General features: G+C 70.2%; 19 protein-coding genes and 2 pseudogenes. 8 read left to right on the top strand and 13 right to left on the bottom strand.

The features are described 5' to 3' along the window. Positions 1–206: 206 nt before the first annotated feature. The 3 genes and pseudogenes from ACIBG7_RS31375 to ACIBG7_RS31365 form a co-directional block, all read right to left on the bottom strand. A complete protein-coding gene (locus ACIBG7_RS31375; RefSeq protein ID WP_397338522.1) occupies positions 207–2291 on the bottom strand; it encodes an NADH-quinone oxidoreductase subunit L in 2085 nt (694 codons plus the stop codon). Between the two features lie 191 nt (positions 2292–2482). Next, a pseudogene (gene nuoK, locus ACIBG7_RS31370) lies at positions 2483–2767 on the bottom strand (NADH-quinone oxidoreductase subunit NuoK); the annotation flags it as partial. After that, complete coding sequence (locus ACIBG7_RS31365; RefSeq protein WP_397338521.1) at positions 2767–3510, bottom strand: NADH-quinone oxidoreductase subunit J; 744 nt, start codon at positions 3508–3510, stop codon at positions 2767–2769. The pseudogene nuoK and the gene ACIBG7_RS31365, both read right to left, overlap by 1 nt. A 357-nt stretch (positions 3511–3867) precedes the next feature. On the opposite strand from ACIBG7_RS31365, the gene ACIBG7_RS31360 reads away from it, so the two are divergent. Both ACIBG7_RS31360 and ACIBG7_RS31355 read left to right on the top strand, forming a co-directional pair. Next, positions 3868–4215 (top strand): hypothetical protein, encoded by a 348-nt coding sequence (locus tag ACIBG7_RS31360; protein WP_397338596.1) that lies wholly within the window; start codon positions 3868–3870, stop codon positions 4213–4215. A gap of 393 nt (positions 4216–4608) precedes the next feature. Beyond that, positions 4609–4737 carry a hypothetical protein gene (locus ACIBG7_RS31355; RefSeq protein ID WP_397338595.1) on the top strand — a complete coding sequence of 43 codons (129 nt, stop codon included), beginning with the start codon at positions 4609–4611 and terminating at the stop codon, positions 4735–4737. Here ACIBG7_RS31355 and ACIBG7_RS31350 read toward each other — a convergent pair. Continuing rightward, a pseudogene (locus ACIBG7_RS31350) lies at positions 4674–4826 on the bottom strand (4Fe-4S ferredoxin); the annotation flags it as partial. The gene ACIBG7_RS31355 and the pseudogene ACIBG7_RS31350 sit on opposite strands and share 64 nt — an antisense overlap. Before the next feature lie 300 nt (positions 4827–5126). Between ACIBG7_RS31350 and ACIBG7_RS31345 the strand changes: the two are divergent. After that, positions 5127–6752: a serine/threonine-protein kinase gene (locus tag ACIBG7_RS31345; protein ID WP_397338520.1), complete on the top strand. Its 1626-nt coding sequence runs from the start codon at positions 5127–5129 to the stop codon at positions 6750–6752. Between the two features lie 192 nt (positions 6753–6944). On the opposite strand, the gene ACIBG7_RS31340 is transcribed toward ACIBG7_RS31345, so the two are convergent. The 6 genes from ACIBG7_RS31340 to ACIBG7_RS31315 form a co-directional block, all read right to left on the bottom strand. Further along, a complete protein-coding gene (locus ACIBG7_RS31340) occupies positions 6945–7985 on the bottom strand; it encodes a hypothetical protein (protein WP_397338519.1) in 1041 nt (346 codons plus the stop codon). Between the two features lie 47 nt (positions 7986–8032). Beyond that, positions 8033–8974, bottom strand: coding sequence for an NADH-quinone oxidoreductase subunit NuoH (gene nuoH / locus ACIBG7_RS31335; protein WP_357920039.1), 942 nt, complete (start codon positions 8972–8974; stop codon positions 8033–8035). Next, positions 8967–9560 carry an NADH-quinone oxidoreductase subunit C gene (locus tag ACIBG7_RS31330; RefSeq protein ID WP_397338518.1) on the bottom strand — a complete coding sequence of 198 codons (594 nt, stop codon included), beginning with the start codon at positions 9558–9560 and terminating at the stop codon, positions 8967–8969. Before ACIBG7_RS31330 ends, nuoH begins: the two co-directional genes overlap by 8 nt. Beyond that, positions 9557–10075, bottom strand: a complete 519-nt coding sequence (locus ACIBG7_RS31325) for an NADH-quinone oxidoreductase subunit B (protein ID WP_397338594.1) — start codon at positions 10073–10075, stop codon at positions 9557–9559. Before ACIBG7_RS31325 ends, ACIBG7_RS31330 begins: the two co-directional genes overlap by 4 nt. Before the next feature lie 72 nt (positions 10076–10147). After that, positions 10148–10519, bottom strand: a complete 372-nt coding sequence (locus tag ACIBG7_RS31320; RefSeq protein WP_357920033.1) for an NADH-quinone oxidoreductase subunit A — start codon at positions 10517–10519, stop codon at positions 10148–10150. Between the two features lie 16 nt (positions 10520–10535). Next, positions 10536–11873 (bottom strand): glutamate-1-semialdehyde 2,1-aminomutase, encoded by a 1338-nt coding sequence (locus ACIBG7_RS31315; protein WP_397338517.1) that lies wholly within the window; start codon positions 11871–11873, stop codon positions 10536–10538. Between the two features lie 98 nt (positions 11874–11971). Between ACIBG7_RS31315 and ACIBG7_RS31310 the strand changes: the two genes are divergently transcribed. The 5 genes from ACIBG7_RS31310 to ACIBG7_RS31290 all read left to right on the top strand — a co-directional run bounded on the left by ACIBG7_RS31310 (position 11972) and on the right by ACIBG7_RS31290 (position 17309). Then, positions 11972–13399: a polysaccharide deacetylase family protein gene (locus ACIBG7_RS31310; protein ID WP_397338516.1), complete on the top strand. Its 1428-nt coding sequence runs from the start codon at positions 11972–11974 to the stop codon at positions 13397–13399. A 9-nt stretch (positions 13400–13408) separates the two neighbouring features. Continuing rightward, positions 13409–13504: a putative leader peptide gene (locus ACIBG7_RS31305; RefSeq protein ID WP_357920024.1), complete on the top strand. Its 96-nt coding sequence runs from the start codon at positions 13409–13411 to the stop codon at positions 13502–13504. 158 nt (positions 13505–13662) lie between these two features. After that, a complete protein-coding gene (locus ACIBG7_RS31300) occupies positions 13663–15510 on the top strand; it encodes a 2-oxoacid:acceptor oxidoreductase subunit alpha (protein WP_357920020.1) in 1848 nt (615 codons plus the stop codon). Then, positions 15503–16549, top strand: coding sequence for a 2-oxoacid:ferredoxin oxidoreductase subunit beta (locus ACIBG7_RS31295; RefSeq protein WP_357920017.1), 1047 nt, complete (start codon positions 15503–15505; stop codon positions 16547–16549). The genes ACIBG7_RS31300 and ACIBG7_RS31295 overlap by 8 nt, the downstream gene beginning before the upstream one ends. Before the next feature lie 94 nt (positions 16550–16643). Continuing rightward, positions 16644–17309 (top strand): hypothetical protein, encoded by a 666-nt coding sequence (locus tag ACIBG7_RS31290; RefSeq protein ID WP_357920014.1) that lies wholly within the window; start codon positions 16644–16646, stop codon positions 17307–17309. On the opposite strand, the gene ACIBG7_RS31285 is transcribed toward ACIBG7_RS31290, so the two are convergent. Genes ACIBG7_RS31285 through ACIBG7_RS31275 form a run of 3 tightly spaced genes read right to left on the bottom strand, consistent with a single transcriptional unit; the run spans position 17299 to position 21967 of the window. Continuing rightward, positions 17299–18627: a hypothetical protein gene (locus ACIBG7_RS31285; protein WP_357920011.1), complete on the bottom strand. Its 1329-nt coding sequence runs from the start codon at positions 18625–18627 to the stop codon at positions 17299–17301. The two genes, ACIBG7_RS31290 and ACIBG7_RS31285, sit on opposite strands and share 11 nt — an antisense overlap. Further along, complete coding sequence (locus tag ACIBG7_RS31280; protein ID WP_397338515.1) at positions 18624–19928, bottom strand: hypothetical protein; 1305 nt, start codon at positions 19926–19928, stop codon at positions 18624–18626. Before ACIBG7_RS31280 ends, ACIBG7_RS31285 begins: the two co-directional genes overlap by 4 nt. Then, positions 19925–21967, bottom strand: coding sequence for a glycosyltransferase (locus ACIBG7_RS31275; protein WP_397338514.1), 2043 nt, complete (start codon positions 21965–21967; stop codon positions 19925–19927). The genes ACIBG7_RS31280 and ACIBG7_RS31275 overlap by 4 nt, the downstream gene beginning before the upstream one ends. Positions 21968–21979 lie beyond the last annotated feature (12 nt).

Genomic DNA, 21979 nt, shown 5'->3' with positions numbered 1-21979 from the left:
GCGGTGCCCGCTCTGCCCGTGATGACCGCCCTCACCCCGGCGACCGCAGTGACCGCGGCATCCGTGCCCCCGGTCGGGGCCAGACCAGGCTGAGCCGCCCATCCATGCCGCAACCGGTCCGCGCACATCGGAAGGAAAAGGAAAGGGAGCGCGGAGGCTTCGCCGTACAGAGGGGTGGCGTTGCCGTACCAAAGCGCGGTGCGGGGTCATGTGAGCATCACCGCTCCCACCGCGATCAACAGCACCCCGGCAAGGACGCCGCTGACATAGAGCTGGACGTTGCCGTTCTGGGCGAGGCGGAGCAGGCCAGAGGCGCCCTGGGCGGTACGGCCGGATTCGCGGACGGCGCCGTCGACCACGTGGTCGTCGGTCCGGACGACCAGCCTCGACAGGGCGAGGACCGGGCGCACGAAGAGGACGGAGTAGAGGGTGTCCAGGTAGAAAGCCTGCTCACAGGGGGCGCGAAACGGGCCGAGGACGCGGGCGGGGTCGGAGACCGGGTCGATACGCCAGACGGCGAAGATCGAGGCACCGCCCAGCAGGGCCAGAACCACGCTGATGGCCGCGATGGCCAGGTCGAGGTGGCCCATCGCGGGCAGGCCGAGCAACATCGCCGGGACGGCGAGCAGCATGACAGGCAACAACATCGACAGCGGCGCCTCGCGGACGTCGATGACGTGTGCGGTGCCGGGGGGCGGTTCGGCGAGTTCGACCAGCCGGGGCGGGCCGAGGAAGGTACGCAGCCAGGCTCGGGTGGCGTAGGCGCCGGTGACGATCAGCGTCGCCAGCGCGCAGCCGTACAGCAGCCAAGCGGCGGCGTCGGTCAGCACACCGCCGGACAGGGACTGCTCGATGGTGTGCAGGACGCTGTCCTTGCTGAAGAAACCGCTGGTGGGCGGCAGGCCCATCAGGGCGGCGAAGCCCACGGTCATCGTGACGAAGGTGACCGGCAGTTCCTTGCGGAGGCCGCCCATCTCGCTCATCAGGTTGGAGCCCACGTGGTGGATGACCACTCCGGCGCAGAGGAACAGCAACGCCTTGAAGGCGCCGTGGGTGATCAGGTGGAAGATCGCGGTGGTGGACGATCCGGCGGCCAGGGCGGCGGCCATGAAGGCGAGCTGGCTGATCGTGGAGTAGGCGAGGACTCGTTTGAGGTCGTCCTGGGCGAGCGCGGCCAGGGCGGCGCCGAGCATGCCGAGGGCGGCCAGTACGGCAAGCACGTCGAGAGTCGGCGGGGCGGCGAGGAAGACCGGGAAGAGGCGGGCGACGACGAAGATGCCCGCGGCGACCATGGTGGCCGCGTGGATCAGCGCGCTGATCGGAGTCGGACCCGCCATCGCGTCGGGCAGCCAGGTGTGCAGCGGCACCTGGGCGCTCTTGCCTGCGACACCGGCGAGCAGGAGCAGGGTGGCGGCGATCGCGGTGCCGGTGGACAGTTCGGGGACCTTGGCGAGGACGTCGGCGATCTTGAAGCTGCCGGTCGCGGTGCCGAGGACGAAGATGCCGAACAGGAAGCCGACGTCGCCGAGGCGCGTGACCAGGAACGCCTTGATCGCGGCGCGGGAGTTGCCGCGGTCCTCCCACCAGTGGCCGACCAGGAGGTAGGAGCAGATGCCCATGATCTCCCAGCCGACGTACAGCACCAGGAGGTCGCCGGAGAAGACGACCAGGAGCATCGCGCTGGTGAACAGGCTGACGAACGCGCTGTAGGAGGGGTAGCGGGCGTCGTCCTTCAGGTAGCCGACGGAGTAGATCTGGACGGCCAGCGCGACCACGGTGACGAGGATGCCCAGCACTGTGGAGAGGGCGTCTGCCTGGAGGGTCAGGGAGATGGGGATTCCGCCGGTCTCGATCGTGCCGTAGTCGGCGGTCAGGACCGGGGATTGGGCGGTTCCGCCTTCGAGTTGGGCGAAGAAGGTCAGGCCCTGTTGCCAGGCCAACCAGGCGGCCAGCACTGCGGATGCGGCTGTGGCTGTGATGGCGATGGCGGCGGCTCGGCGGTGTGCTGTGCGGTTGTTGGCGCGGCGAGCGAAGGCTGGGCGGCTGCCGGAGCCGGAGTGGTTGGCTGGGTGGCTGCCGGAGCCGGAGGGGGAATCTGGGCTGGTGCCGGTTCCGGAGGCCGGGGTCGGGTGGGTGCCCGGCCTGGTGACGGCTGCCCGGTTGTGGGCGGCTGAGGGCGTGTGAGTGACGGTCGGGCGTCGGGTCAGGGAGAGGCGGGTCAGGAGCAGGCCGGCTGCGGAGGCCAGGAACGGCAGCGCGATCGTCAGCGGGAGCAGGACGGATGGGGTCATCGGCCAGCTCCCCGCTGTCCGGCGGCGTGTGGGTCGGGTTGGGCGGTGGCGCCGTTGCCGGTGTCGGCCGTCGGAATTGGCTGGGCGCCCGGTGACCGTTCTGAGGCGGTGAGGCTCGCGGCTGCGGCGGCGGTTGTCGCGGGGTCGGCAGGCGAAGGGTCAGCGGGCGGGGGTTCGGCCAGATCGCGGAGGCGGTCGATGTCGACGGTCGCGCGGTTCCTGAACAGCGCGAGGACGATCGCCAAGCCAAGGCCCAGTTCGGCGGCGGCGATGACGATCACGAACAGGGTGAGCACCTGGCCGCCGTGCAGCTTGTCGCCGAGCCAGACGTCGAACGCGACCAGGTTGATGTTGACGGCGTTGAGCATCAACTCGACCGACATCAGCACGAGGATGGTGTTGCGGCGGGCGAGCACGCCGTACACGCCTATGGAGAAGAGCAGCGCGGAGATGACCGCCGGGTAGACGATGTGCACTACTTGTCCCCGCTTTCGCCCGTGGGGGGTGCTGCTTCGGAGGGCGGACTGGTTGGTGGGTCGCCTTGCTCCGGAGCTTGCTGTACGGCTTGGCCGTTGCCGGGAGGTTGGTGGCCTGGGCTCGGGGCGGGTGCCTGGTCGCCTGAGGTCGGGCTGAGGGCCTGGCGTCCTGGGGTTGGGTCGGAGACCTGCAGGCCCGCGGCCGGACTGGAGTTTTGAGGGCCTGGCGTCGGGCTGGGGGCTTGCCGTACTGGTATGGGGTCGGTGCCCCGGATGTCGGTTCGGGACAGGACGATGGCGCCGATCAGGGCGGCCAGGAGGAGCACCGACAGGGCTTCGAAGGGCAGGACCCAGGTGCGGAAGACGCTGGTGCCGAGTTCCTTGGCGGCGCCTGCGCCTGGGGCGAGCGGGGTGTGGGCCGTACGGAAGCCGTCGATGACGACCGTGACCAGGACTCCGGCGGTGGCCAGGGCGACGACGAAGGCGAGCTTTTTGTTGCCGCTGTCGAGGTCGGCCGAGCGGCCGATGGGGGCGCGGGTCAGCATGATCCCGAACAGCAGCAGGACGATGACCGCGCCGACGTAGATGAGGACCTGGACCCAGGCCACGAACTCGGCGGTGAGGACCAGGTAGCAGCCGGCCAGGGCGCCGAAGGAGACCACCAGCCACAGGGCGGCGTGGACGAGCTGGCGGGTCGTGACGACGAGCAGCGCCGACCCTACGGCGACCACGCCGAGCAGCAAGAGGACCACCTCTTGGCCGGTTGGCGGAAAGAAGGGTGGCACCGGGTCGGTCACGACTACTCCTCCTCGGGCTCCCGTGGGTCGGCAGGCTTGAGCGTGCCCGGCGGACGGATGGACCTTGGGTCGGCCATCTTTCGCCTGCGTCGCTCCGCGGGAGAAGTCTGCTCCTCGGATTCGGCCTGCGGGGGCGGGGTGGGGGAACCTGTGGACAACTTCTCGTCGGAGGGGTCGCCTGTGGATGACGAGGTTGTGTCCGTGTCCGCTGCCTCGGGTTGGGTGGGGTGAGCGGGCTCGTTGGCGGACTCTGGCTGGGCCGCCGGGTGGGCGGGCCCTTCCGCGGGGGCCGGCTGGGTGGGCGTGCTAGGGCGCTCCGGGCCGGCGGTGTGGGACTTCGGCTCACCCTGGGACTCCAGGCCGCGCTGGGACTCCGGCTCGCCCTGGGACTCCGGCTCGCCCTGGGACTCCGGCTCGGCCTGGGACTTCGGTGACTCGGAGGCCGGGGTCCGGGGCTGGGTGGAGGGCTGGGGACGCGGAGGAAGGGAGCCGGGCGGGCGGATCGCGCGGACGTTCGCGGTTGGGCGGCGCGCAGAGCTCGGTGTGGTCGAGCCCGGCGCAGTCGAGGCCGAGGAGGTGGGATCAGTGGCGGGAGGCGTGGCTGGGGTGGGTGCGGCCGGGCTGTCCGTCGCGGGCGGTACGGCAGGCTGATCCGTCGAGGGAGCAGCGGTCGCGCCCTCGTTTGCCCGAGCCGCTGGCCCGCCTTCAGCGACGGTCCCGGGCTCAGCAGGCATAGCGGACCCGCCCTCCCCCGGAGCAGATGTCTCACCCTCAGCACGGGCGGTGGACCCGGGCTCAGCAGGGACGGAGGACTCGCCCTCAGCGCGTACGGCCGACGTACGTCTGGCGGAGGGGCCTCGCTCGGTTGCCGGGGCGGTTCTGGTGGCTGCGGGCCCCGCGGCGGGGGTGGTTCGGGTGGGACGAGCGGCTCGGGGGGTGGTGGTCAGTTCCTTGGGGGGCTCGGCGCCGGGGTCGTGGGCCGGAGGTGGCGGGACGGACTGGGTCCAGGCGGCCAGGCGGGACTTCTCGTGGAGAAGGTTGCGGATGTCGCCTTCGGCGTACTCGAACTCCGGGGACCAGAACAGCGCGTCGAAGGGACAGACCTCGATGCAGATGCCGCAGTACATGCACAGCGAGAAGTCGATGGCGAAGCGGTCGAGGACGTTGCGCTGACGCGGGCGGCCGCCTTCGGGGGCGGGGAGGGTCTCCTTGTGGGAGTCGATGTAGATGCACCAGTCGGGGCATTCGCGGGCGCAGAGCATGCAGGAGGTGCAGTTCTCCTCGACAAGGGCGATGACGCCCCGGCTGCGAGGAGGAAGATCGGGGTGCACCTCCGGGTACTGCTGCGTGACCGACCTGCGCAGCATGTGGCGAAGGGTGATGGACAGCCCCTTTGCCAGTCCGACTCCCGGTATCCGCGCCATGATTGAACATCATGACGCACTCGGCGTCAGAGGTGAATGCGCCACACGATTTCCACAACCGTCCACAGGCGAATCGGAGTTATCCACAGGTTGGCTCCACAGCCCGATTTGCGAAGTGCGGCCCGATAGTCTCTCCGCATGCCGTACAGCCGTCCGAGTGCTGGAACGTGGGTCGCCACCGTGGTGTGGGCCCTCATCCCCCTGGTCACCTGCGGTCTGGGGACGCCGTTCGCGATCGGTTTCGCCGCGTTCTGGATGAGGAGTGCCTTTCAGGCGGTCGCCGCGGCGTTCTACCTGTTCTGCGTGGGGTTGTTCGTGGTGGTGACGGCGCAGTATGACGATTTTGAGATGGTGCCTGAGCCGGCTTCCACATTGGTGACGATCGCGTTGGTGGGGGCTTGGTTCGGCGGGCTGGTGCATACCGGGATCTTGGTGCCGTTGATGGCCAATGCTCGGCGGCGGGATGACATTCATGGCATGGCCACTCATCCTGCTCATCAGCGGGGGCCGGTTCAGGGGCATCACCAAGGGCCCAAAGGGCCGTATGGGCAGCAGCAAGGTGGACAGGGGCGGCAGGCTGGGAGGTACTCGGCGCACTTCGGGCCGCAGCACGGGGAGCCGGGGAGTTCTGGGGGGCCTTATCAGGGGGCGGGGCACGGGACGGCGAACTCGGGGCCGGGGTCGCCTACTACGAGGCACGGTTCGGGGCACGGTCTGGCCGGTTCGGGGCACGGCGGTGGGCACGGGCCGGCCGGTTCGGGGCATGGCGCGGGGCACCTTGGGCACGGTTCGGGGCCGGTTGGGCACGGCCCGGGTCATGTAGGGCACGGCTCGGGGCCTCAAGGGCCTGGATCTCCCGCTTCGGGGCCGAATTCGCCGTTCGGGGGGCCGCTTCCGGGGCCTCGGGCAGGACAGCCGGGGGGTGGTGGACAGCCCGGTCGCGGTGCGGCCGAGCATCCTGGGCGGCAGGCGTCGTCGTCGCAGAGCCAGGCTGGGCTTCCGCACTTCGTGGGGCATTACAAGGTGCTTGAGTCGCTCGGGCGTGGTGGGCAGGGGGCGGTGTATCTCGCGGTCGCGCCGAACGGGACCAAGGTGGCCGTGAAGGTGCTGCACGAGTTGGGCAATGAGACTGCGCGGGAGCGGTTCGTCCGGGAGGTGGAGGCGGCTCGGCGGGTGGCGACGTTTTCCACAGCCCGCGTGCTGGACGTGAACATCAACGGGCCGCACGCGTACATCGTCAGTGAGTATGTGGAAGGGCCGTCGCTTGAGCAGCTCGTGCGTCGGCAGGGGCCGCGGGATGCGGACAGCCTTACGCGGCTGGCGTTGTCCACAGCGGGGGCGTTGGCCGCTATCCACAAGGCGGGGATCGTCCACAGGGACTTCAAGCCGAGCAACATCCTGATCGGGGCCGACGGCCCTCGGGTGATCGACTTCGGCATTGCCCGGGCGCTGGATCAGGTGACGATGACCGCTGGGCGGATGGTGGGGACGCCGCCGTACATGTCGCCCGAGCAGTTGTCCGGGGAGAAGGTGGGGCCGCCTTCGGATGTCTTCAGCTGGGCGGTGACGATGTTGTTCGCCGCGACGGGGCGTCCGGCCTTTGGGGAGGACAGTGTGCCGGCGGTTTTCAACCGGGTGCTTACGGTTCACCCCGATTTGTCGCCGTTGCCGTCCTCGTTGCGGCGGGTGGCGGGGGCCTGCCTGGACAAGACGCCGGAGAACCGGCCCAGCGCCTCGGACGTCATGCTGGCCATCGTGGACTGACCGCGGGGGCTCAGGGTAAAGGGGCGGCATGGACTGGCCGCCAGGTTAAGGGCCAAGGGGCGGCCCTGGTGAGCGGCCTCGACTGACCGCCGGCCTAAGGGGCGGCTCGGCGGGCGGCATGGACTCATCGCCAAGCCCGGGGCTGAGGGGTGGCCCAGTGAGCGCGCGTGGGACTCCCTTCCAGGCCCGGGGTTAAGGGGTGGCTCGGCGGGTGGTGTGGACGGCGGACAGGTATTCGGCGCGGGTGAAGCGCAGGAAGCGGGCGTCCAGGGAGTTGCGGGTGGCGAAGCGGTGGACGGCGTCCGGGGTCAAGGGTCCGGGCAGGTGGTGGAGGGGGGCGCCGGTGCGGTTCAGGATGAGCAGGCCGGCCAGTTCTTCGTAGCGGTAGTGGACCAGGGTGGCGGCGCCGGCCATGGGGATGCTGGTCTTGGGGTACTCGAGTTCGAGCGTGGTGCCGATCATCCGGAGGTACGGCCCGCCGAGGGGGCCCAGGCGGGTGCCACGGGCGAGGCGGCGGCGGTGGAAGCGGGCGCGGATGGGGCGGGCCAGGAGCGCGAGCGGGGCGAAGGCGGCGATGGCCAGCTTGGAGTCCAGGAGGTCGAGGAGCATGCGGCCCAGGCCGGACAGGCCGCGCCAGGCTAACCAGCCGCCGGCGGTGACCAGGTAGGCCATGACCAGCAGGCCGGTGAAGGCGACGGTGGTCAGGACGGGTTTGGTCCAGCGGCCCAGGCGCAGGACGCGGCGTCCGTGGAGGCGGCGCCAGCCGGGGGCCCGGGCGGCCAGCCGTACCGCAGCGGCGGGGGCGGTGATCTGCACGGTCAGCGGGATGCCGAGGGCGGTGGCCAGTTCGGCGATCTGGCGGGGGAGCCATTCGCCGGGCAGGTCGAGCATGACCAGGCCGTCGGGGTCGAGGGCGACGAGACCCAGGATGCGGTCGGGGTCACGGGAGCCGGAACCATGGCTCCCCGGCATGACCAGACGACCACCTGTGGAAACGAAGTGACCGGGCGAACCGGGGGCGGTCGTGCCGCTTGTGGAGGCGACGGGGCCGGGCCTGGCGGCGGCGGCCTTGTCGTCCGGGAGCGGGCAGGAGTAGAGGGCCAGGGCCGCGGGCCGGAGGCGTAACCGCTCCCCCGGCACGTCCACCACGAGCCAAGCCCCGTCCGCCTCGAGGACGGTCTTCGGGCGCGCCCCGTTCTTGACCGCGCCGGCGATAGGACGAACAGCCCGCATCACCCTCACCCCACTCTGTCCGACGGCCGGACGAGGCGGGAAGTTCCTCAGAGCAGGACCTTGACCACCCCGGTGAGCGCGAGCTGCATCAACGCCAAAGGCACCAGCCCCGCCCAGGCGAGCTTCTGCAACTGGTCCTCACGAAGCCGCGGGTAACTGACCCGCAGCCAGATGACGACGAAGGACAACGCCCCGATCTTGAGCAACGTCCAGATCCACCCCGGAAGCAACGGCCCCTGCCAGCCGCCGAGGAACAGCACGGTGGTCAGGAACGACAGCACCACGATCCCGACATACTCCGCGAGCATGAACAGGGCGAACCGCATCCCGGTGTACTCGGTCATCGGCCCCATGATGATCTCGGATTCCGCGATCGGCATGTCGAACGGCGGCCGCCGCAGCTCGGCCAGCCCGGCGGTGAAGAAGACGACCGCGCCGATGGCCTGCCAGGGCAGCCACCACCACTGCCAGGCCTCGACGATGCCCGGGATGGACAGCGTGCCGGCGGCCATCGCGACCGAGGAGGCGGCCAGCACCAGCGGAAGCTCGTAGGACATGAGCTGGGCCGCCGAGCGCATGCCGCCGAGCACGGAGAACTTGTTCGCCGACGCCCACCCGGCCATGATCGAACCGAGGACGCCGACGCCCATGACGGCGAGGGCGAAGAACAGGCCGAGGTCGAGGTCGACCCCCACGAACCCGGCGTCGAGCGGCAGGACGATCAGGACCACGAGGTACGGCACCAGCGCGACCCCAGGGGCGATCATGAAGACGCGCCGGTCGGCCCCGGCGGGGATGACGTCCTCCTTCTGGGCGAACTTCACCCCGTCCGCGATGAGCTGGGCCCAGCCGTGGAAGCCGCCGGCGTACATGGGGCCGAGGCGGGACTGCATGTGCGCCATGACCTTGTGCTCGGTCTGCCCCACGATCAGCGGGAGCAGCAGGAAGAGCAGGAGGATGACGGCGAAGTGCAGCAGGATCTCAACCATCGGGCGGCTCCTGTGGCTGGCGGGTCTCGGCCGCAGCGTCGGCCTCGGACAAGGCGCGGGCCTCGAACGAGGCGGGCAGGGAGGTCGACGAGGGGGCGTCCCAGTCCGCGGGCACGCCCGGCGGCAACGTCTTGCGCCGCGCCGGCGCCGACTCCCCCGGCTCCTTGGCCCCCGGCCAAGGCTTGGCCACCCGCGCGGCCAGGATGAACTCCTTGCGCAGCGGATAACCCTCGAACCCGTCCGGCAGCAGCAGCGGCACGAGGTTCGGGTGGCCGTCGAAACGCACCCCGAACATCTCGAACGTCTCCCGCTCGTGCCAGTCGGCCCCGCGGTACACCCCGATCGCGGTGGGCAGCACCGGGTCGGCGCGCGGCACCCAGGTGCGCAGCAGCACCCGGACCTGCGCGGTGGGGTTGTAGACGTGCGAGACGACGAAGAACCCCTCGGGCGGGTCGTCCACGCCGGTCAACCAGTCGAAGTACTCGTAGCCCTCGTCCCGGCAGTGGGTGAGCAGCCGGATCCAGTCCCCGCGCTCGACGTCGAACGTGCGCTCGCCGAACGTCTCGGAGACCTCGTAGAAGCTCACGCCTCCTCCCCGGGGGTCCCGTGCGAGCGGGACCACACGTACCGGTCGCTCAGCCGCTCCCCGGCGATCTTCTCCTGGAGCTGCATGATCCCGTGCAGCAGTGCCTCGGGCCGCGGCGGGCAGCCGGGGACGTAGACGTCGACCGGGATGATCTGGTCCACCCCGTTGGTGACGCAGTAGGAGTCCCAGTACGGCCCGCCCGAGTTGGAGCAGGCGCCGAAGGAGATGACGTACTTCGGGTCGGGCATCTGCTCGTAGAGCCGCTTCACGGCCGGGGCCATCTTGTCGGTGACCGTACCCGAGACGATCATCAGGTCCGCCTGCCGAGGCCCGTTCGCGAACGGGATCACGCCGAAGCGGATGAAGTCATGCCGGCTCATCGAGGTGGCGATGAACTCGATCGCGCAGCAGGCCAGCCCGAAGTTGAACACCCACAGCGAGTAACGCCTGCCCCAGTTGAGGATGAATCGCATGGGCTTGGGAGCCAGCCGCGAGACCGGCCCCACCGTGGGCATCGGAAGATCGGCCATGGCGACCATTCTCGCCTGCCGGGGCCGCCCTGAGTAGAGGCACCACGCCCGAGCCGCTCAGGCCCAGGTGAGGACCTTCTTCCGCCAGGCGTACAGGATGCCCAGCGCGATGATCCCCAGGAAGACGAACATCTCCACCAGCGTCGTCATCCCGAACCCCGGGTCGGCGAAGACCGTCGCCCACGGGAACAGGAAGACCGCGTCCACCGCGAACACCACGTACAGGTAGATGAACACGTAGTACCGGATCTGCGACTGCGCCCACCCCTCGCCCACGGGGTCGACGCCGCACTCGTAGGTCGTCAGCTTCTCGGCGGTCGGCCGGGTGGGCCGCAACAGCCGGTTGGCGAGCAGCGCGACGGCCACGATCGCCACCCCGATGCCGATGAGCACGGCGACCAGCAGGTAGGAGCCGTAGTAGCCGTCCATGACGCGATGGTAGCCCTCAGGAGGGCAGGCGGCGAGGATCGGCGTGGGAGCGAAGGGCTGGGGCGACGGGCCGGCCGCGCAGGAACGGCTCGACGCCGGACTCCAGGGCTTTGCCGTACACCACGAGGGCTTCGCGCGCGGCGGCGATCGTGTGCTCGACGTCCTCAGGAGTGTGCGCCGCGGAGATCACGAAGGACTGGCCGAGCACGCCTCTTCTGATCATTTCCTGGAGGAAGAGCGCCCGGTAGGCCTGGGAGGGCTGCCCGTCGGGGCCGGTCGTGGTGAACACCAGGCAGGAGGGCCGTCCGATCACCCGGACGTGCTCGCCGACGCCCAGGCCGTCCGCGGCGGCGTTCACCCCGTCGGCGAGTTGCCGTCCCCGCGTCTCCATGACGCCGATCGGGTCGTGCTCGCGGTAGGCCTGCAGCACCGCGCGGAAGGCGGCGAGGGACACGCTTTCCGGGCCGTGGGTGGTGGACAGCAGGAAGGTCCGGGCGGCGTCGGTGCGGAGCCCGCCGAGTTCCATCAGCTCACGGCGCCCGGCCAGCGCCGAGATGGGGAAGCCGTTGCCCATGCCCTTGCCCCAGCACGACAGGTCGGGCCGCACGCCGTACAACTCCTGCGCGCCGGGGAAGGACCAGCGGAAGCCGGTGATGATCTCGTCGAAGACCAGGACCGTTCCGTGCTGGGTGCACAGGTCGCGCACGCCTTCGAGGAAGCCCGGCTCCGGCTCGGCCAGCGCGGTGGCCGCCTCCAGGAAGACCGCCGCCAGCCGGCCGGGGTGAGCCTCGAACAGCGAGCGCAGCGAGTCGAGGTCGTTGTAGCGGAAGCGCACGGTGAGCTCGGCGATCGGCGCGGGGATGCCGGCGTTCATGCCGACGGTGGCGATGAACCAGTCGTCGACGGAGAAGAACGGCTGCTCGCAGACGGCCACGAGGTCGCGTCCGGTGGCCGCCCTGGCCAGGCGCAGGGCGGCGGTAGTGGCGTCGGAGCCGTTCTTGGCGAACTTCACCATGTCGGCGCCGGGCAGCAGGTCCAGGAGCTCCTCGGCCGCGTGGAGTTCGAGCTCGGTGGGCCGGCTGAAGTTGAGCCCGTCGTCCAGGACCGAGCGGACCGCGTCGAGGACCGGCCGGTAGGCGTGACCGAGCGTGACCGAGCGAAGGCCCATGCCGTACTCGACGTAGCTGTTGCCGTCGACGTCCCAGACGCGGGCGCCCTGACCGCGGGTGAGGACGGGCGCGAAACCCTCTGGATACTGGTCCGCTCCGCGGGCGTAAGTATGGGCCCCACCTGGGATGACGTCGTGGAGGCGGTCCTGCAGCCGGGTGGAGAGCGGTAAGCCTGGATCATCCATCGGCCCATGGTAGGCAGGGGATCTGCCCTTGGAAAGGCCGGAACAGCATCTTCCCAAGAGGGGGTAAATAGCAAAGAAGCCGTCTTAAGGTGACATTCATGCACAAAAGGCGATTCTTCGGAGGAATCGCGCTTGCCGCGGCCGTTCTCACCGGTTGCGGCGTCGCCACCGCCTCCCCCAGCCAGGACGACACCGTCCCGGCGGACCCCACCAAGATCCGTTTTGTGGACCCCGCCACGATCACGGGTCTGACCACGCGGACCCTCAACGAGGGCGAGTCCGGTGGCCGGTACGTGCACATCTCCCATCCCGAGTTCCCCGGAGCGGCCGCCCTGAACGAGGCGCTCGCCGAGGAGGCGCGCCGGCAGCAGCGCGACTTCCGCGCCGCCACCGGCGACACCGGCGCCGCGCCCCGGCCCGAGCTGAACGTCGACTGGCAGGTCGCCGCCTTCTCCGACCAGGTCATCGGCGTACGGCTGCGCACCGGCGAGTTCACCGGCGCCAACTGGGGCAACTCCGTACGCACCCTCTGGTACGACCGCGCCACCGAGCGGGCCACCGGCTCGCTGGGCCTGCTCGCGGACCGCGACGCCGTACGGCAGGCGGTCCAGACCAAGCTGGTCGACCGCGGGGTGACGCCCACGCTCACCGACGACATGCTCGACTCGATCGCCTTCAGCGCCGACGGTGACCTGGTGGTGGAGTTCGACGACTGCCAGGTCTTCGACTGCTCGCAGGGCCGGGTCGCGGCAGCCGTACCGAAGGATCAGGCCCGGCCGCTGCTGTCGGCGCTGGGCCGGCGGGCCCAGGAGGCGGCGCTCGGGCAGGAGGCGGCGACGGCCACACCACGGCCGACCACGCCGGCGCCCGCGGCCCGGGCGGTCGACTGCCGCGTCGCCAAGTGCGTGGCGCTGACCTTCGACGACGGCCCGGGGCCGTACACCGGGCGGCTGCTGGATTCGCTGGAGGAGGCCGGTGCGCGCGCGACGTTCTTCACCGTGGGCCTGAACGCCGCCGCCCAGCCGGAGATCTTGCGCCGGATGGTCAGGGAGGGCCACCTGGTCGCCAACCACAGCTGGGCGCATCGCGACCTGTCGAAGCAGTCGAGCAGCCGGGTGGCCGACTCGCTGGGCCGCACCCAGGACGCCCTGGCCGCGGCGACCGGCGTCGAGCCCACGCTGGCCCGCCCGCCGTACGGTGCGGTGAACAAGGACGTCCGCGACGTGGCCAAGCGCCTCGGCGTCGTCCTGGTCAACTGGAACGTCGACACCAGGGACTGGAAGGACCGCGACTCCAAAACCGTGACGAGCCGGGCGGTCGCCGGGGCGCGGCCCGGGGCGATCATCCTGCTGCACGACATCCACCGGACGACCGTTGACGCCGTTCCGGCCATCCTCAAAGCGCTCAAGGGGAAGGGTTACACGCTTGTCACTGTTCCGGAGTTGTACGGCGAGGCCACGCTTGAGGCGGGGCAGTTGTACACGTCCGGACCCCTCAACCGGGCCACGCGCGACGGGGACGTATAGTTGGCGACCGTGACCAGAACCGTCCTCTTCGCCCGGCTGCACGTTGACCTGTGCAGGCTCGCATCCGGGCTGTGTCACGCTTCCCGTTCTCGCGCGGCTTCCTGAAATTCGACTGCGTGTACCCGCTTTGGGCAGTGGGAAACGTATGACCTCCCGAGGATCTAGCATGGAAATAGAGAACGCGCCCCGGCGACGAACAGCGAGGACTGAGGCGTGACCGAGCGTAGCGAGGGCACCAAGCGGGGCACCTCGGTGGAGGCGCTATGAGCAAGCAGGTCCAGCAACTCGACCGTGTGATCATCCGGTTCGCGGGCGACTCCGGCGACGGCATGCAGCTCACCGGCGACCGCTTCACCGCGGGCACCGCGGAGTTCGGCAACGACCTGTCGACCTTCCCCAACTTCCCGGCCGAGATCCGCGCCCCCGCAGGCACCCTGCCGGGCGTGTCGAGCTTCCAGCTCCACTTCGCCGACCACGACATCCTCACCCCCGGTGACGCCCCCAACGTGCTGGTCGCGATGAACCCGGCCGCGCTCAAGGCCAACCTGGGCGACCTGCCACGCGGCGCGGACATCATCGCCAACACCGACGAGTTCACCAAGCGCAACCTGGCCAAGGTCGGCTACGACGCCAACCCCCTCGAAGACGACAGCCTCAAGGAATGGCGGGTGCACGCCGTCCCGCTCACCTCGCTGACCGTCAAGGCGCTCGAAGACTTCGACATCTCCAAGAAGGACGCCGAGCGCTCTAAGAACATGTTCGCGCTCGGCCTGCTGAGCTGGCTCTACCACCGGCCGACCGAGCACACCGTCAAGTTCATCGAGACCAAGTTCGCCAAGAAGCCCGAGATCGCCAAGGCGAACGTCGCGGCCTTCCAGGCGGGCTGGAACTACGGCGAGACCACCGAGTCGTTCTCGGTCTCGTATGAGGTGAAGCCGGCCAAGCTGGCGCCGGGCGTCTACCGCAACATCTCCGGCAACCAGGCGCTGGCCTACGGCCTGATCGCCGCCAGCGTCCAGGCCAAGCTGCCGCTGTTTCTGGGCTCCTACCCGATCACCCCGGCCAGCGACATCCTGCACGAGCTGTCCAAGCACAAGCGTTTCGGCGTGCGCACCTTCCAGGCCGAGGACGAGATCGCCGGCGTCGGCGCCGCCCTGGGCGCCTCCTTCGGCGGCCAGCTCGGCGTCACCACCACCAGCGGCCCCGGCGTCGCGCTCAAGGCCGAGACCGTGGGCCTGGCCGTCGCCACCGAGCTGCCGCTGATCCTGGTCGACGTGCAGCGCGCGGGCCCCTCGACCGGCATGCCGACCAAGACCGAGCAGACCGACCTGCTGATGGCCATGTTCGGCCGCAACGGCGAGTCGCCGGTGCCGATCGTCGCCCCCCGCTCGCCCTCGGACTGCTTCGACGCGGCCGTCGAGGCGGCCCGGATCGCGATCAAGTACCGCACGCCGGTCTACCTGCTGTCGGACGGGTACCTGGCCAACGGCTCCGAGCCGTGGCGGCTGCCGGAGATCTCCGACCTGCCGGACATCTCCACCGCGTTCGCGGTCAAGACCGAAGAAGAGTTCCTGCCCTTCAAGCGCGATCCGGAGACGCTGGCCCGCCCCTGGGCCATCCCGGGTACGGCAGGGCTGGAGCACCGGATCGGCGGCATCGAGAAGGCCGACGGCACCGGCAACATCTCCTACGACCCGGGCAACCACGAGCTGATGACCCGGCTGCGGCAGGCCAAGATCGACGGCATCGACGTGCCCGACCTCGAGGTCGACGACCCGACCGGCCCCGACGGCCGCGGCGCGAAGGTGCTGGTGCTCGGCTGGGGCTCGACCTACGGCCCGATCGCGGCAGCCGTACGCCGGATCCGGAAGAGCGGCGGCCAGGTCGCCCAGGCCCACCTGCGCCACCTCAACCCGCTGCCGGCCAACACCGGCCAGGTGCTGAAGGCGTATGACCGGGTGCTGCTGCCGGAGATCAACCTCGGCCAGCTCGCCCTGCTGCTGCGCGCCCGCTTCCTGATCGACATCATCAGCTACAACCGGGTGCGCGGGCTTCCGTTCAAGGCCGAAGAGCTGGCCGGAGTGATCCAGGACGTGATCGACGGTGACTGAACTGATCAACGGCAAGGGGCTGGAGCTGATCCCCAAGTCCGAGGCCAAGCAGAGCCTGAAGGACTTCAAGTCCGACCAGGAGGTGCGCTGGTGCCCCGGCTGCGGTGACTACGCCATCCTGGCCGCGGTGCAGAGCTTCCTGCCGGAGCTGGGGCTCAAGCGGGAGAACATCGTGTTCGTGAGCGGCATCGGCTGCTCCTCACGTTTCCCGTACTACCTCAACACCTACGGCTTCCACTCCATCCACGGCCGCGCTCCGGCGATCGCGACCGGGCTGGCGGCCTCCCGGCCCGACCTGAGCGTGTGGGTGATCACCGGGGACGGCGACGCGCTGTCCATCGGCGGCAACCACCTGATCCACGCCCTGCGGCGCAACGTCAACCTGAACATCCTGCTGTTCAACAACCGGATCTACGGGTTGACCAAGGGCCAGTACTCGCCCACCAGCGAGGTCGGCAAGATCACCAAGTCGACGCCGATGGGGTCGTTGGACAAGCCGTTCAACCCGATCTCCCTGGCCATCGGCGCCGAAGCCACCTTCGTCGCCCGCACCCTCGACTCCGACCGCAAGCACCTGCAGTCGGTGTTGCGCGAGGCCACCGCCCACCGCGGCACCTCGATCGTGGAGATCTACCAGAACTGCAACATCTTCAACGACAACGCCTTCGAGCCGCTGAAGGACCCCGAGGTGCGTGATGACATCACTTTGCGGCTGGAGCACGACCAGCCCATCGTGAGCGCCACCAAGGCGGTCGTCCGCGGCCCGAACGGCAGCCTCCAGGTCGTCGCCCGTGACCAGGCCGCCCCGGCCGACATCCTGGTCCACGACGCCCACCACCCGGACCCGTCACTGGCCTTCGCGCTGAGCAGGCTGGACGAGCCGGCCTTCGAGCACGTCCCGATCGGCATCTTCCGGCAGGTCGACCGGCCCTCCTACGACTCGCTGATGAGCGGGCAGTTGGAGGAGGCGGTGGCGCAGCAGGGGCCTGGCGATCTGGGGTCGCTGCTGCACGGCGGGGACACCTGGCGGATCGGCTAGCAAGAAAGGGCCTGTAAGGCTCCCGTAACGCACCCTCAGCATGGACCGATACATTTCGGGTGAGGGGCGGCCGGCCCCGGATGCGGGGAGGGAAATGGGGACCTTACAGGCCCTTCGCAACAGGTTCGTGGACGCGCCCGACTCCGTGGGCGCACGGGCCAGGCAGCGGCGCTGGGAGCGGTTCACCGCCACCTTCCCCGGCATCGAGCAGATGTCGGTGATCGACCTCGGCGGCACCTTCGGCGCCTGGGAGCGCGCCCCGGTCCGGCCGGCTCGGCTGCACCTGGTCAACCTGATGGATCCGCCCGCCGACCTGCCCTCGTGGGCGCGGGCCGACCGGGCGGACGCGACCGAGCTCCCCAAGGCGATCCTCGCCGGCGAGTACGACCTGGTCTACTCCAACGCCGTCATCGAGCACGTCGGCGGCCACATCCGGCGCGAGCGCTTCGCCGACAACGTGCGGGCGCTAGCCCCCCGGCACTGGGTGCAGTGCCCCTACCGCTACTTTCCCATCGAGCCGCACGTGCTCTTCCCCGGCTTCCAGTTCCTGCCCGTGGCGGCCCGACGGATGATCATCAGTCACTGGCCGCTGGTGCACACCGCACCCGCCGACCGGCTGCACGCCCTGCGGGACGCGATGGAGGTGGAGCTGCTGAGCGTCACCGAGATGCGCTACTACTTCCCCACCTCGCAGATCCGCTTCGAGCGGATGGGCGGCCTGGTCAAGTCGGTGATCGCGGTCGGCTCGGCTAAGGCGTGACCTTGTAGACGTGGTAGGACGTCTCCGCCTTGAACGAGTCGGTGAACCGGCCGTGCTGGATGGGGAGCTTGCGGTTCTCGAACAGCACCTCCACCTCGGCGGCGTGGGACAGCTCGGGCGGCAGGGTGAAGGAGCGCGAGCCGGGCTTGTCGCCCCGCTCGATCATCGCGAAGACGTAGTACGAGCCGTCGTGCCCCTTCAGCATCGTCTCGACGCCGGTGCCGAAGTCGAAGGCGTAGGACTGTGTGTTCAGGACCGGGGCGAGCTGCTGGATCTGCTTGTTGACCTGCGTGGCCGCCTCGCGGACCTTCGAGTAGCAGGGTTCGCGCAACGCGTGCTGGCTCTGGCACGGGCCGCCGAAGCTGTGGTTGAAGTAGAGGATGCCGCGCGCCTCGTGGATGATCGAGTTCATCACCGCGCCCTTGAGCTCCTCCGGCTCCATGGTGCGCACGCCTGAGCCGTTCTGCTCGCTGAACGGCCAGCCGACCTCGACGAAGGCGTAGATCGGCTGGAGCTTGCCGTCGGTGGCGTCGAGCCGCCGCTGCTTGTCCAGCAGCCAGCCGTAGTCGGCGGCCTTCGGGCAGTGGCTCTCGGGGAACTTCAGGATGTTCTTGGCCTCCACGCAGATGCCCGCGTCGGTGTACCAGTACATGTCGGTCGAGACCACGTCGGTGTAGTCGTTGACGAAGGTGGCGTTGTCCTCGTCCGACCACCACATGCCGACGCCCTTGCCGTAGTTGGCGTAGTACATGCGCCCGTCGTTCGCGGGCAGCTTGCTCTTGAGGGTCTTCATCGCGGTGAAGCCGCAGCCCTCGCCCTTGGCCGGGATGCACGGGTCGCCGTCGCCGGCCAGCCGGCCGTCCCACTTGGCGTTGCCGGGCCGGGGGAACATGTCCGCCTCGTCGGCGATGATCCAGCCCACCGTCTCGGCGCCCGCGCCGGCGAGCGGCTTGCTGGTCATGGCCGACATGCCGTGCTTCCTGATCAGGCTCAGATCGCTGTCGTCGGTGAGCTCCACGTACAGGTTGAGCCCGGCTGCCTTGTCGGTCGCGACGTCCTGCTCGGACAGGACCGACTCGTACCAGACGCCGATCGGGAAGAAGCCGGGGTCGGTCCAGCCGCGCTCGGCGGCCACCTTGAACCGCTTGTAGTAGGCAGGCCCGCCCTCCCACGGCACGCGCGGCAGCTTCAGCGTGGCGACCGAGCCGCCGTTCGCCGAACCCCGGGGGGCGGCGCCCGCGTTGACCACGAACAACACCGCGGCAGCCGTGACCACGGCGGTGGCCACCATCAGGGCCAGGACGTGTCTCTTCCTCACGGGCGTGCCTCTCCCAACGGGATCCGGTAGATGTGGTAGCTATGCTCGGCGGCGAAGGTGTCGGTGAACCTGCCTTCGGCGTCCACGGGCAGCCTGCGTCCTTCGAAGAGGACCTCCACTTCACCGGCCTGGCTCAGGCCGACCGGCACCGTCATGCTGTGGGCTCCCATGTTTCCACCTCGCTTGGGCATCGCGAAGAGGTAATAGAAGCCCTCGTGGCGCTTCAGCATCGTGTCCAGCCCGGCCGAGTAGCCGTAGGTGAGCGACTGGCTGTTCAGGACCGGGGCGAGCCGGGCCAGCCGGCCGTTGAGGTCGGTGACCGCCTTGCGCATGGCCGCGCCGCAGCGCTCCCGGAGCAGGTTGGTGGTACGGCAGGCGGGCTCGGCGCTGTGCGCCAGGTAGATCACGCCCCGGGCGCCGTGGATGAGGGAGCTCATGACCGCACCCGCCACCTGCGCCGGCGTGATCGCCTTGCTGTCGCCCGGCCGGGGCCGGCCCAGCTCCACGAAGGCGTAGATCGGCTGCAGCCGCCCGTCCCTGGCGTCCAGCAGGCGCTGCCGGTCGATGACGCCGCCGTAGTTGGCGGCCAGCCGGCACTGGCTGGCCAGCAGGTGCATGAAGCGTTCGCCCTCGTCGCAGGCGGCCGGGTCGGTGTACCAGTACAGGCTGGTGGAGACGGCGTCGGTGTAGTCGTTGACGAAGGCCGCGGCCAGTTCGTTGGCCTGCCAGTACATGACGCCCTTGCCGTAGGTGGCGTAGAACATCCGCCCGTCGCCCCGGGGCAGCCGGCTCTTGAGCGTCGCCAGCGCGGTGTAGCCGCACAGGCTCTTCTTCGGCGTGCACGCCGCGCCGTCGAAGCCGGTCACGCCGGTCCACCGGCCCTTGCCCGGTCCGCCCCACATGTCGGCCTCGCCGGCCAGCAGCCAGCCCACCGTCTCCGACCCGTGGCCGGGGAAGGGCCGGCTGGTCAGGGCCGACAGCCCGGCGCCGCGGACCAGCCGGATGTCGCTGTCGGCGGTCAGCTCGAAGTAGGTCGTGATGCCCGCGCCGCGATCTTGCTCCACGTCGTCGCGCGAGCGCACCGCCGCGAACCACAACCCCACCGGGAAGAAGCGGGGGTCGGTCCAGCCGGCCTTGGCCGCTTGGGGGAAGCGCGCGTAGTAGGCCGGCCCGCCTTCCCAGGGCACCGCCTCGGGTTCGACCGCCGCCGGAGGCAGCGCGGCGGCCCGGCCCTTCGTCTCCGGGGCGGCGCAGCCCGCCAGGGCGAGCCCGGTGGCCAGCAGAGCGGTGAGTGCCCTCACCCGCTCCGCCTCTCGGCGATGCGGCGCAGTTCGGCGGCGCGCACGGACCAGTCGTGCGCCATGACCGATTCGCGCAGCGTTGCGGGCGGGACCGGTGCGCCTTCGGCGAGCGAGACCCGGACGGCCTTGGCGAACAGCTCGGGCGTGGCGGCCACCCGGACGCGGTCCATGTAGCCCGCCAGCTCGCCGAACTCCGTGCTGACCACCGGGAGCCCCAGCGCCAGGTACTCCTTGAGCTTGATCGGGTTGGCGTGCCTGATCCAGTCGTTGTCGAGCCAGGGCATGATCGCGACGTCGAAGCCGGACCCGTAGGCCGGGATCAGCTCGTAGGGCTTGAAGCCGAGCCAGTGCACGTTCCGGTGCCGGGTCAGCCGCTCGATCGGGCCGTTGGCGTCGCCGACCAGCACGAGCGACACCTCGGGCAGGTCGCTCGCGAGCCGGTCGAGCAGGTCGAAGTCGACGACGAAGTCGTCCAGCGCGCCGAAGAAGCCGACCCGGGGCGAGGGTATCGCCGCCAGTTCGGGCGGGATCGGGCCGCGCTGGAAGTGGTCCAGGTCGACGCCGTGGTCGAGGAAGTGCGCGCGGTCGGCCGCCAGAGGCCGGTCCTCGGCCATCAGGGTGCGGCTGACGTAGACGACGGAGTCGGCGTTGCGCAGCAGTTCCTGCTCCATGGCGGCGATGATCTCGCCGCCCTCGGGGAAGGCCGAGTGCCGGTCGGAGCGGTTGAACACCAGGGAGTGCCGCTTCATCGGCCGGACCACGTCCCAGGCGGTCGGCAGGGTGACCATGATCACCGGCTTGCGCAGGCCGAGGGCCCGGCAGACCGCGCCCACCTGGAGCCGGACCAGCAGGCCGTTGACGCGCCGGCCCAGCGGCGAGCCGTACAGCGGGAGGGGCAGGGGGGACATCACGTAGAACCCGGGCGCGGGGCGGCGGACGAACTTGGCCACGCTCCTGAGCTTGCGCACGATGCGCCGCACCGGGTTGCTGGTCTTGCCCGGGGTCGGCAGGCGCATGCCGATGCTGTTGACGACCAGGACCCGCCGGTGGGCGGCCATGTGGCGCATGAGCTGGAAGTCGGAGTGCGCCCGGTTGTGGTACCACCAGTCCTGCGCGGAGAAGCAGACGTAGCCGGAGGGCGGGGGCGCCTCGCCGGGCGGGGCCGGCCAGGCGGCCATGGTGAGCAGCTCGCGCAGGGCCGCCCGGTGCCTGCTTCTGACCGGCGCGCGGCTGGCCTCGTTCAGGGTGACCGCCAGGCGCATCAGGGCGCCGCGCGGCCTGCCGTACAGCTCCCTGTGCAGGCGCACGCGGTTGGCGGCGGCCAGCGCCCACAACCACCCGGAGGCGACCTGGTCCCCGCCGAGGTGGACGGCGACGGCCTCGGGCTCGTAGCGGACGGCGAAGCCGTGCCGCCCGGCCCGCAGCATGTACTCGGTCTCCTCGGAGTAGAGGAAGTACCGTTCGTCGAGCGGTCCGGTGGCCTCGATGCACGCCGCGGAGATCAGCCAGGCCGCGCCGGTCGCCCAGTCGACCCGGCGAGCCCGCCGGTAGTCCCGCGGGTCGGCGACGAGCTCGCCCAGCGGCGCGATCCGTCCGGCGCGGAAGCCGCCGAGCATCGCCTCGCCCATGGCCCTGAGCACGGTCGGCCTCCGGCGCAGCGAGAGCTGCAGCCCGCCGGCCTCGTCCAGCAGCCGGGGTACGGCGATGCCGGTGCCCGGGAGGCGCAGCGTCTCCAGCAGCCGGGCGGCGGCGCCGGGCTTGAGCCGGATGTCGGCGTTGAGCACCAGGACGTCGCAGCCGCGAGCCGCCTCGATCCCGGCGTTCACCCCGAAGGCGAAGCCGCCGTTGCGCCCGGTCTCGATCAGCTCGACGCCCTGCCCGAAGGCCCGCACGCGGGCCGCGGTGTCATCGGGCGAGGCGTTGTCCACCACGATGATCCGGGTGGGCCCGGCGCCCTCCAGCCCCGGTCCCAGCGAACGCAGGCAGTCCTCGATGATCGCGGCACTCGCGTAGGAGACGATCACAACGGCAAGGGTCATCAGCCGACATCC

The organism is Nonomuraea sp. NPDC050328 (genome assembly GCF_044459405.1).
In the GTDB taxonomy this organism is placed as follows: domain Bacteria; phylum Actinomycetota; class Actinomycetes; order Streptosporangiales; family Streptosporangiaceae; genus Nonomuraea.
This window is presented reverse-complemented; position numbering and strand designations above follow the sequence as displayed.

Excerpts from the sequence above, each read along its gene's own strand:
- ACIBG7_RS31375 (WP_397338522.1), bottom strand. The coding sequence starts at position 2,291 with ATGACCCCATCCGTCCTGCTCCCGCTGACGATCGCGCTGCCGTTCCTG.
- ACIBG7_RS31355 (WP_397338595.1), top strand. The coding sequence starts at position 4,609 with ATGTCGCCTTCGGCGTACTCGAACTCCGGGGACCAGAACAGCGCGTCG.
- ACIBG7_RS31345 (WP_397338520.1), top strand. The coding sequence starts at position 5,127 with ATGCCGTACAGCCGTCCGAGTGCTGGAACGTGGGTCGCCACCGTGGTG.
- ACIBG7_RS31340 (WP_397338519.1), bottom strand. The coding sequence starts at position 7,985 with ATGCGGGCTGTTCGTCCTATCGCCGGCGCGGTCAAGAACGGGGCGCGC.
- nuoH (WP_357920039.1), bottom strand. The coding sequence starts at position 8,974 with ATGGTTGAGATCCTGCTGCACTTCGCCGTCATCCTCCTGCTCTTCCTG.
- ACIBG7_RS31325 (WP_397338594.1), bottom strand. The coding sequence starts at position 10,075 with ATGCCCACGGTGGGGCCGGTCTCGCGGCTGGCTCCCAAGCCCATGCGA.
- ACIBG7_RS31320 (WP_357920033.1), bottom strand. The coding sequence starts at position 10,519 with ATGGACGGCTACTACGGCTCCTACCTGCTGGTCGCCGTGCTCATCGGC.
- ACIBG7_RS31315 (WP_397338517.1), bottom strand. The coding sequence starts at position 11,873 with ATGGATGATCCAGGCTTACCGCTCTCCACCCGGCTGCAGGACCGCCTC.
- ACIBG7_RS31310 (WP_397338516.1), top strand. The coding sequence starts at position 11,972 with ATGCACAAAAGGCGATTCTTCGGAGGAATCGCGCTTGCCGCGGCCGTT.
- ACIBG7_RS31300 (WP_357920020.1), top strand. The coding sequence starts at position 13,663 with ATGAGCAAGCAGGTCCAGCAACTCGACCGTGTGATCATCCGGTTCGCG.
- ACIBG7_RS31290 (WP_357920014.1), top strand. The coding sequence starts at position 16,644 with ATGGGGACCTTACAGGCCCTTCGCAACAGGTTCGTGGACGCGCCCGAC.
- ACIBG7_RS31275 (WP_397338514.1), bottom strand. The coding sequence starts at position 21,967 with ATGACCCTTGCCGTTGTGATCGTCTCCTACGCGAGTGCCGCGATCATC.